Here is a 13,484-nt window from a genome sequence, read left to right as displayed (position 1 = left end):
CGAAGGGCTCCACGTCAGCCCTGGCGGCTCTGGGAGCGCTCGGCTAGCTCGACGATGATGCCGTCGGGATCGCGAACGAAGGCGATCTTGTTCAGCATCTCGGAGTGCACGGCGAGGCGCGGACGCTCCTTGACCTCGACGCCCGCCTGTTCAAGGCGGGCGAAGGTCTCGTCGACATTGTCGAAATGGAAGGTGAGATGCCGGACGCCTGCCGTATCTTCAGGCACGTCGACCGCCCTCGATGCGCCGCCAGGCGGGGCAAAGACTTCCAGCATGCCGCCGCCTGCATCGAGGAACGCCACCTGCATGCCACTCGCCATCGTCTTGCGCAGCACGAGGCTGAGGCCGAGCAGGCCGCAGTAGAAATCGATGGCGCGATCCATGTCGCTGACCGTCATGCCGACATGCTCGAAGGATTTCAGCATGGGACCCCTTCCCTGCTCACACGACGCTGGCAGCGCGCCGTTCCTCTTCCGGAAGCCAGGATCGGTAAAGCGGATGATCGGGCGCAATCGGCATCGGCGTCGGCTTGCCGGTGCGTTGCGAAAAATAGGCTGCAGTCACCAGTTCCAGCGAATTGCGGGCATCCTGCAATGTCACCGGCGGGTCCTTGTCGTCGACGATCGCCTTATGGAAGAGCTCGAATTGACGGGTGTAGCCATCCTCGCCGGGCACGTAGCCAGCGAGCGCCTCATCGATCCGCGCCTGATGTTCCTCTGTCCCGGCGACGAATGTCCACGGATCACGGCCCATCGTATAAGGTTCGATGATGCTTTCGGCGACGAGGTCGTTGAAGCAGAAGCGCAGCCGGGAGATCTCCTTGCGCGAGCCGAGCGTCATCGACAGTGTCGCCAGCGAGCCGTTCTGCATCTTCACCGAAAGAGCGGCCGTATCCTCGACCTCAATCGGATTGACCAGTGTGGCGCCATAGGAAAACACCTCGGCGCAGGGACCATGCACGTAGTTCAGCATGTCATGGGCGTGAATGGCGTGTCCGAGAAGACCGCCGCCGAGTTCGGTTGCCCACTTGCCGCGCCATGGCACAGCATAATAATCCGGGCCGCGCCACCAATGCGTCTCGATCGTCGTCAGGAACGGCTTGCCGGCAAGGCCGCGTTCGATCAGCAGCTTCAGCTTCTGCAGGCCGGAGCCGTATCTATACTGGAAGATCGGCATCAGCTTCCGGCCGGGGAAGCGCGCCAGGATACGCTCCATCTCGTCGACCTCGGCGATCGAGCCGAAGAGCGGCTTCTCGCAGATCACGTGCTTGCCGGATTCGATGCCCTTACGGCAGAGTTCGAAATGCGAGCTCGGCGGCGTCGAAATATCGATGATGTCGAGGTCGTCGCGGGCAAACAGCGAATCGGCATCCTGCGTGTATTCGCCGATCCCGAATTCTTCGCAAAGCGCCTTGCCGCGCTCCTCGTCGAGCGAGCAGAGCACCGGAACCTCGAAGAGATCCTTGTTCCAGCTGAAGCCGGTCAGATGCCGCGAGGCGATGCCTGCGCCGATGACCCCGACGCGCAATTTCCTGGTCATGATATCCTCCTCAGCGAGCGCCGATGCGCGCGGCTTTCGTCTGGGCTTCGAGCGAAAGGCGGCAGACTTCGAAAACGTGATCGTGCGTCATCGCCGTCTGGGTGCGATTGCCGACGTCGGCGGTGAAAGCATCGAAATAGTCGAGTTTTTCGCCGCTGCAATCGATATGGGTCATTTCCTTGCCGTTGACGAGGAAGAGGTGATCCTTGCCCGGCCGGCCGGCAATATCGATATATTTGCGCAGCTCGATGTAGCCTTCGGTGCCGAGGATCGTCAGGCGCCCGTCACCCCAGGTCGGCAGCGCCTCCGGCGTGAACCAGTCGACGCGGACATAACCTGCCGCCGTGTCGGAGCGCAGCAGCACCTCGCCGAAATCCTCAAAGGCCGGCTTGTCGGGCATGCCGAAATTGCCGATCGAGCTGGCGATAACCTCGCCGGACGTCGAGCCGGTATAGAACAGGAACTGGTCGACCTGATGCGAGGCGATATCGACGATGATTCCGCCGAAAGCTTCCGGATCGAAGAACCAGTCCGGCCGGGTCGGCAGCTGCAGCCGATGCGGACCGACGCCGAGCGTCTGGATGACCTTGCCGATCGCGCCCTCGGCGACGAGTTTGCCGGCCTTGACGGCGGAGCGCACGCAATGGCGCTCGGAAAAGCAGATGGAGAAGATTTTGCCGGTCTCGGCAACGGTCTTCTTGACCTCCTCGAGCTGGGCGAAGGTGGTCACACCAGGCTTGTCCGTCATCACGTCCTTGCCCGCCTTCATCGCGCGGATGGCAAGACCGGCGCGGTCGCGCGGGATCGCGGCAATGCAGATGACGTCGATCGACGGATCGGCAAACAACTTCTCCCGGTCGATCTGCGGCGCATCGGGATAAGTCTTCTCGAAGGCCTCACGCAATGCCGGCACCGTGGTCTGAGGGCAATAGCCGACGAACTCGCCGCCTGACGCCAGCAGTCCTTTCACATGATCGAACGTATGCCCATGGTCGATTCCGACGACGGCAAATCTCAACATCGCTGCAATATCCTCCCGGGATTTTTGTGCGGCCGGCCGACGCCGGCATCCTCCATGTCGGCCAAAACAGATAACGAAAGTTGGCTCCTGTCAAGGCGAGGTGAAGGGTAAAATCGTCAAATGTCATATATAAGTTCCTGAAAAATAACAATTATTATGTATCTAAATAGTTATTTATGCCTTTCGTTCACTGGAATTCCGGGCAGCAGACCACCCATTCGATCCGATCGGGCGAAAGTCTTTTTCCCCCGCCTCCCTTGCTCCATCTCCGTGAATGTGATCGATTTCGACGCCGCCGGGTTGGAGGGCGGCAACGACCTCAGAATCTCTGAAGAGCGCTCCCCCGCTCGCCTGCGACGGAAGATCACCATGTCCCATCCCCTTCTCGATGCCGCCGCTTCGGGCGGTCTTTTTGTCGGCCGCGTCTGGAATCCCGAGATTGCCGGCCCGAGTATCGTCACGCTTCGGGAGGAGCAGCTCATCGATATCACGTCGCGCGAGGCGCCGACGCTGAGCGCCCTGCTGGAGAGGCAGGATGCCGCGGGCTTCGCCCGAGCTGCAAACGGCAAGGCAATCGCCTCGCTGGAGGAGATTACCACCAACAGCATCGGAGCGCCGGATAGGGCACGCCCCTATCTCCTTGCCCCAGCCGATCTGCAGGCGGTCAAGGCCTGCGGCGTTACCTTCGCGCAGTCGATGATCGAGCGTGTCATCGAGGAGAAGGCAGCCGGCAATCCCGAACGCGCCGCCTCGATCCGCGAGCGGGTCAGCACTCTGATCGGCGGCAGCCTTACCAATCTCAAGGCCGGTTCTCCGGAGGCTGCAAAGGTCAAGCAGGCCCTGATCGACGAGGGCATGTGGTCGCAATATCTCGAAGTCGGCATCGGTCCCGATGCCGAGGTCTTCACCAAGGCGCCGGTGCTCTCCTCCGTCGGCTGGGGGGCGGATGTCGGCCTGCATCCGATCTCGACCTGGAACAACCCCGAGCCGGAAATCGTGCTGGCGGTCAACAGCCGCGGCGAGATCAAGGGCGTGACGCTCGGCAACGACGTCAATCTGCGCGACGTCGAAGGACGCTCGGCGCTGCTGCTCGGCAAGGCCAAGGACAACAACGCTTCCTGCTCGATCGGCCCCTTCGTCCGCTTGTTCGATGCCGGTTACGGTCTGGATGACGTGCGCAAGGCCGAGCTCGACCTGAAGGTGTCAGGAGAGGATGGCTTCGTGCTGCACGGCAAGAGTTCGATGTCGCAGATCAGCCGCGATCCGACCGATCTCGTCAAGCAGACGCTCGGCCCCCACCATCAATATCCTGATGGTTTCATGCTGTTTCTCGGCACGTTGTTTGCGCCGACACAGGATCGCGACGCGCCGAAGCAGGGTTTCACGCACAAGATCGGCGATGTCGTCGAGATTTCCTCGGCGGGGCTCGGCACGCTCGTCAACACCGTGCGCCTCTCCACCGAATGCCCGCCCTGGACCTTCGGTATTTCGGCGCTGATGAGCAACCTTGCCAAGCGCGGGCTGCTCTAAGCAATACCAGCAAAAGTGCGCAGCGTTTTGCGTCCGGAATTGCACAAATGTTATGAGCTATTGGTTTCGCCGCCTGCCCTGCAATAGGTCGAGGACGGAATTCGCCGCTTCGAGAACATTTGTTCCCGGCCCGAACACGGCGGCAACGCCGTGTTCGTGCAGGAATTCATAATCCTGCCGGGGGATGACGCCGCCGCAGACGACGATGATATCGCCGCCGCCCTGCGCCTTCAGCTTGTCGATCAACTGCGGCAACAGCGTCTTGTGGCCAGCCGCGAGCGATGAAACACCGACGACATTGACCCTTTCGCCAAGCGCCATCTCGGCCGCTTCATCAGGCGTCTGGAACAGCGGTCCGGCAAGCACGTCGAAGCCGATGTCGCCGAAGGCCGAGGCGATCACCTTGGCGCCCCGGTCGTGCCCGTCCTGGCCGAGCTTGGCGACCATGATTTTCGGCCGATGCCCCATCGCCTCCGTCACCTCCGCCATGCGGGTCTTCAGCACGGCGAGCTCAGGCTCGCTACGATAGGCCTCGCCATAGACGTCCTTGATGACTTCGGGCGTTGCGGCGTGATCGCCGAAGGCCTGCCGCATCGCATCCGAAATCTCGCCGACGGTGGCGCGGGCGCGGGCCGCCTCGACGGCGGCGGCGAGCAGATTGCCCTGCCCGCTACGGGCAACATGCGAAAGAGCCGCAAGAGCTTCGGCAGTCTTCGCGCCATCGCGGCGGCGCTTCGTTTCCTCGATCCGCTTGATCTGGGCAATGCGCACGGCCGCGTTGTCGATCGCCAGGATGTCGATCTCTTCCTCGGTCTCCAAGCGGTACTTGTTGACGCCGACAATGACTTCCTCGCCCTTGTCGACTGCGGCCTGGCGACGGGTCGCGGCCTCTTCGATCAACCGCTTCGGCAGCCCCTCGTTGACGGCTTTCGTCATGCCCCCGAGCGCCTCGACCTCTTCGATCAGCGCCCAGGCCTTGTCTGCAAGTTCTTTCGTGAGGCTTTCGACGTAATAGGAGCCGGCAAGCGGATCGACCACTTTGGTCACGCCGGTTTCATGCTGCAGGATAAGCTGGGTGTTGCGGGCGATGCGGGCGGAAAATTCCGTCGGCAGCGCAATCGCCTCGTCGAAAGAATTGGTGTGCAGCGACTGCGTGCCGCCGAGCACGGCCGACATCGCCTCGAAAGCGGTGCGGATGATGTTGTTGTAGGGGTCCTGTTCCTGCAGCGAGACGCCTGATGTCTGGCAATGGGTGCGTAGCATCAGCGAGGAGGCCTTCTGCGGCTGGAACTCCTCCATGATACGGGTCCAGAGCAACCGGGCGGCGCGCAGCTTCGCCGCCTCCATGAAGAAGTTCATGCCGATCGCGAAGAAGAAGGAGAGCCTTCCGGCAAAATCATCGACATTAAGGCCCTTGGCGATCGCCGCACGGACATATTCGCGGCCATCGGCGAGCGTGAAGGCGAGCTCCTGCACCAGCGTCGCTCCGGCCTCCTGCATGTGATAGCCGGAGATGGAGATCGAATTGAACTTCGGCATCTCCCTTGCCGTATATTCGATGATGTCGGCGACGATCCGCATCGAGGGTTCGGGCGGATAGATATAGGTGTTGCGGACCATGAACTCCTTGAGGATGTCGTTCTGAATGGTCCCCGACAGTTCGGCCTTCGGGACACCCTGCTCCTCGCCCGCCACGATGAAGGAGGCGAGAATCGGGATGACGGCGCCGTTCATCGTCATGGAGACGGAAATCTTCTCCAGCGGAATGCTGTCGAACAGGATCTTCATGTCCTCGACACTGTCGATTGCCACACCGGCCTTGCCGACATCGCCTTCGACGCGCGGATGGTCGCTGTCATAACCGCGGTGGGTGGCGAGATCGAAGGCGACGGAGACGCCCTGCTGCCCTGCGGCAAGCGCCTTGCGATAGAAGGCATTCGACGCCTCGGCGGTGGAGAAACCGGCATATTGGCGGATCGTCCAGGGGCGGCCGGCATACATCGTCGCGCGCGGCCCGCGGGTGAACGGCGAAAAACCGGGAAGCGAGCCGAGGTGCTCGGCGCCTTCGATATCCTCCTGCGTATAGAGCGGCTTGACGGCAATGCCTTCCGGCGTGTGCCAGGTGAGCGTCTCGGGCGAGGCGCGCAGTTCCTTTTGCACAAGTTCCGCCCAATCCGACATCTTCTTCTTCGTCATGCGTCTCCTCCGGCTTTTTTCATCCGCAGCCTACCATTTCACAGGTTCCTCGTGCGATACAGCCTTAGGATAAGTAACGCAGCAAATCATTGATTTCTATTGCCGGCCTTAGGACCTGCCTCATGAAGACAATGCAGATCTACGCCTTCGACATGAATTGCGTCGGGCACATCAACCACGGCCTCTGGACGCATCCGCGCGACCAGTCGATGCGCTATACCGATCTCGCTTATTGGACGGAGTTTGCCGAGACCGCCGAGCGCGGCAAGCTGGACGGCATCTTCCTGGCCGATATCGTCGGCGTCTATGACGTCTACAAGGGTAGCCCGGCGCCGGTCATCGAGACGGCGGCGCAGATCCCCGTCAACGATCCGCTAATCCCGATTTCTGCGATGGCCCATGTCACCAAACATCTGGGTTTCGGCGTCACCGTCAACACTACCTTCGAGCCGCCCTTCCTGCTGGCACGGCGCATGTCGACGCTCGATCACCTGACCAAGGGGCGGATCGGCTGGAACATCGTCACCGGTTATCTCGACAGCGCCGCCCGCAGCATGGGTTTCGACAAGCTGCCGGAACATGATGAGCGCTACGACGCAGCCGAGGAATATCTCGAAATCGTCTACAAGCTCTGGGAGGGCAGCTGGGACGACGATGCGGTCTCACGCGACAAGGCGGCAGGCATCTATGCCGATCCAGCGAAAGTGCGCGCCGTCCGTCATGACGGTAAATATTACAGGATGGAGGGCACCCATCTTTCCGAACCCTCTCCGCAGCGCACTCCCCTGCTCTTCCAGGCCGGCGCCTCGGCGCGCGGGCAGGATTTTGCCGCCCGCCATGCCGAATGTGTCTTCATCGCTGCGCCGAATCCCAAGGCGGCCCGGCCGACCGTCGATGCGCTGCGGTCGAGAGCGGACGCATTCGGCCGCGGCGCCGGCGCGTTGAAGATCCTGAACCTGATCACCGTCGTCGTCGGGCGCACGGAGAGGCAAGCGCAAGACAAACTGGAGGAATATCGCCGCCATGCCAGTGTCGAGGCTTCGCTTGCGCATTACTCCGCTTCCGTCGGTATCGACTTTTCGAAGTATGGTCTGGACGACGTCATCGACCAGAACTCGACGAACGCCAATCAATCGGCGCTCGCGGCAATTACCAAACAAGCGGCAAAACCGGTGACGAAGCGCGATATCATCGACCAGATGGTGCTCGGCAGCCGGATGAAGCCGATCGTCGGCTCGCCCGAGCAGATCGCCGATCATCTCAAGACATGGATCAAGGAAGCTGACATCGATGGCTTCAACCTGGCGCGGACGGTGGCGCCGGAGAGCCTGCGCGATTTCGTCAAACTGGTGGTGCCAGTGCTTCAGGAGCGTGGTCTGTTCAAGGCGGATTATGCCGAAGGGCCGCTGCGGCAGAAGCTCTTCGGCGGCGGGAACGGCAGATTGCCCGCCGCTCATCCCGCCGCCAGCTTCAGGCGCTGATCATTTGTGATCCAGCTTGGCCACCAGCCGATCGCCGAGCCACTGGATGCCGCAGACGAGGACGATGAGAACCGCGACCACCGCGATCATCACATTGGTTTCGAAGCGCTGATAGCCATAGCGGATGGCGAGATCGCCGAGGCCGCCGGCGCCGATCGCGCCCGCCATGGCGGAAGCGCCGATCAGCGTCACCAGCGTGACGGTGAAACCGGCGATGATGCCCGGCAGTGCTTCGGGCACCAGCACCTCCCGAATGATCGTCCAGCGATTGCCGCCCATTGCACGGACGGCGTCGATCAGTCCGCGGTCGACCTCACGTAGGGATACTTCGGCGATGCGAGCGTAATAGGGTGTCGCGGCGATGGCGAGCGGCACAATCGCCGCCCAGGTACCGAGCGCCGTGCCGACGATCAGCCGTGTCAGCGGGATCAGCGCCACCAGCAGGATGATGAAGGGCACCGAGCGGAAACCGTTGATCACGGCGCCGAGCGCGCGATTGATCGAAAGGCTTTCGGCAATGCCGCCGCGCGCCGTTACGACGAGGGCAAGGCCGAGTGGCAGGCCGGCGACGAGCGAGATCACTCCGGAGGCGATGGTCATCAGGATCGTCTCCCAAAGGGAGCGAAGAAGCAGTTCAAACATGATCGGTGTCATAACCAAGCACCTCCACCCGGGCAGACCGGGCCGTCAGGAATTGTTCGACCTTTCCGGCAAGCGCGGGGTCGCGGCTGGGAACGGCGATGAAGAACCGCGCCACCGGCTGGTTCTGAATGTGGTCGATGCCGCCATGGACGAGGCGGAAGGAATGCGGCAGCGCCGCCGAGAGCTCGGCAAAGAGAGCACCTTGCGCTTCAGGTCCGGCAAGATCGACGCTAAGGATCGCTTCGCTTCCCCCGGTCTTCGAAAGCCGACGGGCGATGTGGTCGGGAAGCTGTGGGCGGATGCCGCCGAGCAGGCTCCTGGTGATATCAGCCCGCGGGTTGGCGAAGACCGACCAAACCTGTCCTTCCTCAACGATCCGCCCGGCATCGATGACCGCGACGCGATCGGCAATGCCGCGCACCACTTCCATCTCATGGGTGATCAGCAGGATTGTCAGGCCGAGCTTACGGTTGATGTCCTTGAGCAGGGCCAGGATCGACCGCGTCGTTTCCGGATCGAGCGCCGATGTCGCTTCATCGGAGAGCAGCAGCGCCGGGCGTGCGGCGAGCGCCCGGGCAATGCCGACGCGTTGCTTCTGGCCGCCGGAGAGCGAGGCGGGATAGGCCTTCGCCTTGTCGGCAAGGCCAACGAGATCGAGGAGTTCATGCGCCCGCTTCAAGCGCTCGTTCTTTGAAACGCCCTCGATCTTCAGCGGAAGGGCGACATTTTCCTCGACGGTCTTGGCCGACAGCAGATTGAAATGCTGGAAGATCATGCCGATGCGGCGGCGCAGCGGCTGTAGTTCCTGTTCCTGAAGTCGGATAATATCGCGGCCTTCGATGAAGATTTCGCCGCTATCGGCACGCTCCAGACCGTTGAGGCAGCGGATCAGCGTCGATTTGCCGGCGCCGCTGCGACCGATGATGCCGAGGATTTCGCCCCTCTTCACTGTCAGCGAGATGCCGTCGAGCGCCGGAGTGGTTCCGAACCGCCGCTTCACGTCGGTAAGTCTCACCACCTCTTCGGCCGCCGCTTGCGGATGGGCCTCGATCGACGTGGCGGAAACAAAGGAATTCATGTGCTTTTCCTTATAAACACTGAAGGCGGCCCGGGCGAGGAATGCCCGGACCGCCTCTCGGCAGGCCTTAACCCGCCTTCTCTTGGATCAATAGGCGCTGAGACCCGTCCCCTTGTAGACCTTTTCGAACTCGGCCTTGACGGTCTCGTTCTGATAGGAGGACACAAGCGTCTTGACCCAGTCGGCGTCCTTGTTCTCGTCCTTGACGGCGATGAAGTTGCGGTACGGATTGTCGGCAATCGGCTCCTGCGCAATGCGCTCGGCCGGCGAAAGACCACTCTTCAGCGCCCAGTCGGTGTTGACGATACCCGCATCCAGATCGTCGATCGAACGGCCGACGATACCTGCGTCGAGTTCGCGGATCTCAATGTTCTTTGGGTTTTCCGAGACGTCGACGATCGTTGCCAGAATGCCCGTGCCATCCTTCAGCTTGATCAGGCCTTCGTTCTGCAGAACGCGCAGCGCACGGCCTTCGTTGGACGGATCGTTCGGAACGCCGATCACGGCACCCTTGGGCAGCTCGGCAACGGACTTGTGCTTCTTGCTGTAAAGGCCGATCGGCCAGACGCCTGTATAGCCGACAGGGGTGATATGATAGCCGTGCTGTTTGATCTGATTGTCGAGATAGGGCTTGTGCTGAAAGGCATTCGCGTCGATTTCGCCGCGCTCCAGCGCTTCGTTCGGCTGAGTATAATCGTTGAAGGTGATCGTTTCGATCTTGAGACCCTTCTTGGCGGCTTCGCTGGTCACGACACGCCAGACATCTTCATCCTCGCCACTCATGATGCCGACCTTGATCGACTTGTCCTCGGCAAAGGAAGGAGCGGGTGCCGCAAAGGCAAAAAGTGCGGCAGCGGAAACAGCGGCGGCTGCAAGAGCCGCGCGGCGCGAAAGGTGGAAGCCGTGAAGATTATTGTTCTTGGTCATTTTGTATCCCGTCTGACTGAATGAGGCCAAGCGCCCCGAGCAAGCAGATCATGGCAAATGCGCGTATCGGGAGCGAAGCACGAATGTCTGATATGGAGGAAGGGTCGGGAAAACTCTTGCCTCGCGATTGGAATCGGCAGGATAAATTTCCATCAAATTTATGGACTATAACCACTTGCGAGTGGTGCCCAAAAACGAAAACGGCGCCTCAGGGGCGCCGTTTCAAGCCTGGCCGACCGTTTTCATTCGGCGGCGATAAGAGCCTGGTTCCGGCTGGGAAAGAAGGCCGCCAGCTCCCCGATGACTTCGTCGATCCGCTTGGAAAGCGGTTCGGATGAGACGCGATAGTCGGTGAAGTCGCGATCGGACGCGTAGACCGCTGTCGGCAGCGTATGCGACATGAAGAAGCCGAAGAGCGGCCGCAGCTGGTGCTCGACCATCAGCGCATGGCGGTCGCCGCCGCCGGTCGCAGTGATCACGATCGGCTTGGCGCGCAGCTCATGCGGATCGATCAGATCGATCAGATGCTTGAAGAGACCGGGATAGCTGCCCTTGTAGGTCGGCGCTCCGACGACCAGCACGTCGGCATTGACGATGTCGTCGATGATTTCCTTGGCGCGATTGTCGAGTTCGTCACGGCGCAGCGCCTGGCCAAGCGAGGGGCCGACATCGGTCAGGTCGTAAATGGTGTTCTTGAAGCCGTATCGCTCGCCGGCGAGGCCTGCAATGTTTTCGACAAGCGCAAAGGTCTTCGAGGGGCGATTGAAGCTACCCGCAAGGCCGACCAGTTTGTGAGCAGACATGCCATTTCCTTCCAATATCGTGCCGGGACTGACGTCATGGTTGGATGAATATTATCTATAAAAATAGTGGATTAAAGGAATGGTGATCCCTCTTCTCGATATGAGGAGAAAAATACGTTCATGTCTGCCGCAGTCGGCCGCGCAAAACTAAACCGGCAAAAGGGAAGGCTGTTGCAATGATCTGTCGCAAAACGCCAAGATCGCAGCTTCGGGCCGGCTGGGCCGATACCGTCTCAAGCCGGTTTCTGCTTTGGGATGCGCGGCAGGAAGACCGTCAGAAGACCGAGCAGCGGCAGGTAGGAGCAGATGCGGTAGACGAAATCGATGCCGTGAGTATCGGCGAAATTGCCGAGCAGTGCCGCACCAAGCCCCCCTGCCCCGAAGGCGAAGCCGAAGAAGACGCCGGCAATCAGCCCGACACGGCCTGGCACCAGTTCCTGCGCGAAAACGACGATCGCCGAGAAGGCCGAGGCGAAGACCAGCCCAATGACGACGCTGAGCACGCCCGTCCAGAAAAGGTTTGCATAGGGCAGGAGCAGTGCGAAGGGAATGACGCCGAGGATCGAGAACCAGATGACGAAACGGGCGCCGAAGCGATCGCCGATCGGCCCGCCGAGGAAGGTGCCGACGGCGACCGAGCCGAGGAACAGGAAGAGCATCAGCTGCGCCTGCTGCACGCTGAGTTCGAACTTGTCGATGACATAGAACGTGAAATAGCTCGACACGCTTGCCATGTAGACATTCTTCGTTGCCGTCAAAAGCACGAGGATCAGCAGCGCCCAGACGACCCGGTTTTGCGGCAGCGGCAGGGCACGGCTGACGGCGTGCTTGCTCGCATTCTGGCGTCTGTGGCTCATGTACCAATTGCCCACCCAACTCAGCACGATCATGCCGACCATGGCGATGACGGCAAACCAGGAGACGCTGTGCTGGCCGAGCGGCAGTACGATGAAGGCGGCAAGCAGTGGGCCGATCGCCTGGCCGGCATTGCCGCCGACCTGGAAGAAGGATTGCGCGAAACCGTGGCGGCCGCCGGAGGCAATACGGGCGACGCGCGAGGATTCCGGATGGAAGACCGCTGAGCCGAAGCCGATCAGACTGGCGGCAACCAGCAGCAGTTCGAAGCTGCCGGCATTGCCGAGCAGAATGAGGCCGCAGAACGTGCTCGCCATACCCACAGGCAGCGAATAGGGCATCGGCCAACGGTCGGTGACGATACCGACCACCGGCTGCAACAGCGAAGCCGTGACCTGGAAAGTCATGGTGAGGAGGCCGATCTGGACGAAATTCAGATCGTAATTCGCCTTGAACAGCGGGTAGAGCGAGGCAAGCAGCGACTGCATGATGTCGTTCAGCATGTGGCAGAAGCTGACCGCTATCAGGATCGACATCGCTGTCTTTTCGAAACGGGGCGCGCTCTCGGCAACGATTGCCATGAATACTCCTCCTGCACACAGGCACGGTGGTGCCGTGCCTAGTTATTTTTCGGTGGATTTTCGGGCGATCGGGGCTGGGAAAAAGTCGAGCGACGGTCGCTGAAGTGGATTTAGCGCAAGGCCGGTGGCAATCACAGCCCAGTTTCATCGGGAACGGTACGGCTTTTGTCCGATTTGCCGTTCTGCCGCGAGATTTTGGAAAGGTTTGTGTCTCCCTGATGGGGGCTTTCATACCACAGTCGGTCGCGATCATCGCATCCTGAATATGCAATGTGAAAACAATCATGGAAAACCGACGCCTGGGATAATAGAGCTGCGCCGATTGAAAATGCGATCGAGGCTGAAAACACGCGATGAATGTCAAGACACCGAATGCAATAGACGGCTATGTCGGCGCGCGCATAAGAATGCGCCGGCAGTTGCTCGGCATGAGCCAAGAACGGCTCGCCGACCAGATCGGCGTGACCTTTCAGCAGGTTCAGAAATATGAGAAGGGCATCAACCGGATCGGCGCGAGCCGTCTGCAGCGGATCGCCGATGTGCTTCATACGTCGGTGAGCTTCTTCTTCGAACAGGGAGATTCCGAGCTGGCGACGCCGCGGGGGCTGGATCTGGCGACGAATGGAGATCCGGTCGCGGAATTTCTGCAAACGAAAGAGGGATTGGTGCTCAATCGCGCCTTTCTGAAGATTGCCGACCGCAATATCCGCGAAACGATCATTGCGCTGGTAAAGGCGATGGCGCAGGCCGAAAGTCACGGCCTGCCGTTAGGAATCTCCATGACCGAGGTCGCCCTTCCCCTCGGAGAATAGCCGGGCGATATTCGCCAAA

The 13,484-nt window shown here is 60.9% G+C and carries 12 protein-coding genes; 3 read left to right on the top strand and 9 right to left on the bottom strand.

Annotated features, from left to right (window positions below):
* Positions 1-14 precede the first annotated feature (14 nt).
* The 3 genes from EFQ99_RS22770 to EFQ99_RS22760 are packed head-to-tail and all read right to left on the bottom strand — an operon-like array spanning position 15 to position 2,560.
* Entirely contained in the window at positions 15-425 is a 411-nt protein-coding gene (locus EFQ99_RS22770) for a VOC family protein (protein WP_126923481.1), read from the bottom strand.
* A 16-nt stretch (positions 426-441) separates the two neighbouring features.
* Complete coding sequence (locus EFQ99_RS22765; protein ID WP_126923480.1) at positions 442-1,539, bottom strand: Gfo/Idh/MocA family protein; 1,098 nt, start codon at positions 1,537-1,539, stop codon at positions 442-444.
* A gap of 10 nt (positions 1,540-1,549) precedes the next feature.
* The gene (locus tag EFQ99_RS22760; RefSeq protein WP_126923479.1) at positions 1,550-2,560 is read right to left on the bottom strand and encodes a Gfo/Idh/MocA family protein; all 1,011 of its coding nucleotides are present in this window, start codon (positions 2,558-2,560) and stop codon (positions 1,550-1,552) included.
* Between the two features lie 369 nt (positions 2,561-2,929).
* Here EFQ99_RS22760 and EFQ99_RS22755 point away from each other — a divergent pair, with 369 nt between their 5' ends.
* A complete protein-coding gene (locus EFQ99_RS22755) occupies positions 2,930-4,090 on the top strand; it encodes a fumarylacetoacetate hydrolase family protein (RefSeq protein ID WP_126923478.1) in 1,161 nt (386 codons plus the stop codon).
* Positions 4,091-4,147: 57 nt separating this feature from the next.
* Here the strand turns inward: EFQ99_RS22755 and scpA are convergent, their stop codons facing one another.
* A complete protein-coding gene (scpA, locus tag EFQ99_RS22750; RefSeq protein ID WP_126923477.1) occupies positions 4,148-6,286 on the bottom strand; it encodes a methylmalonyl-CoA mutase in 2,139 nt (712 codons plus the stop codon).
* A gap of 122 nt (positions 6,287-6,408) precedes the next feature.
* Between scpA and EFQ99_RS22745 the strand changes: the two genes are divergently transcribed.
* Positions 6,409-7,767, top strand: a complete 1,359-nt coding sequence (locus EFQ99_RS22745; protein ID WP_126923476.1) for an LLM class flavin-dependent oxidoreductase — start codon at positions 6,409-6,411, stop codon at positions 7,765-7,767.
* Here EFQ99_RS22745 and EFQ99_RS22740 read toward each other — a convergent pair whose 3' ends face one another.
* The 5 genes from EFQ99_RS22740 to EFQ99_RS22720 all read right to left on the bottom strand — a co-directional run bounded on the left by EFQ99_RS22740 (position 7,768) and on the right by EFQ99_RS22720 (position 12,653).
* Positions 7,768-8,421: a methionine ABC transporter permease gene (locus EFQ99_RS22740; protein WP_126923475.1), complete on the bottom strand. Its 654-nt coding sequence runs from the start codon at positions 8,419-8,421 to the stop codon at positions 7,768-7,770.
* Positions 8,402-9,487 (bottom strand): methionine ABC transporter ATP-binding protein, encoded by a 1,086-nt coding sequence (locus EFQ99_RS22735; protein ID WP_126923474.1) that lies wholly within the window; start codon positions 9,485-9,487, stop codon positions 8,402-8,404. The genes EFQ99_RS22740 and EFQ99_RS22735 overlap by 20 nt, the downstream gene beginning before the upstream one ends.
* An 87-nt stretch (positions 9,488-9,574) precedes the next feature.
* Positions 9,575-10,414, bottom strand: coding sequence for a MetQ/NlpA family lipoprotein (locus EFQ99_RS22730; protein WP_126923473.1), 840 nt, complete (start codon positions 10,412-10,414; stop codon positions 9,575-9,577).
* 242 nt (positions 10,415-10,656) lie between these two features.
* Positions 10,657-11,217 carry an FMN reductase gene (gene msuE, locus EFQ99_RS22725; RefSeq protein ID WP_126923472.1) on the bottom strand — a complete coding sequence of 187 codons (561 nt, stop codon included), beginning with the start codon at positions 11,215-11,217 and terminating at the stop codon, positions 10,657-10,659.
* Between the two features lie 233 nt (positions 11,218-11,450).
* Positions 11,451-12,653 (bottom strand): MFS transporter, encoded by a 1,203-nt coding sequence (locus tag EFQ99_RS22720; protein ID WP_126923471.1) that lies wholly within the window; start codon positions 12,651-12,653, stop codon positions 11,451-11,453.
* Positions 12,654-13,006: 353 nt separating this feature from the next.
* Between EFQ99_RS22720 and EFQ99_RS22715 the strand changes: the two genes are divergently transcribed.
* A complete protein-coding gene (locus EFQ99_RS22715) occupies positions 13,007-13,465 on the top strand; it encodes a helix-turn-helix domain-containing protein (protein ID WP_126923470.1) in 459 nt (152 codons plus the stop codon).
* The last annotated feature ends 19 nt before the right edge of the window (positions 13,466-13,484 follow it).

The sequence above is a fragment of the Rhizobium vallis genome, from assembly GCF_003985155.1.
Taxonomy (GTDB): Bacteria; Pseudomonadota; Alphaproteobacteria; order Rhizobiales; family Rhizobiaceae; genus Rhizobium; species Rhizobium vallis.
The sequence above is the reverse complement of the archived record's forward strand: the minus strand, read 5'-3'. Positions and strand labels throughout refer to the sequence as shown.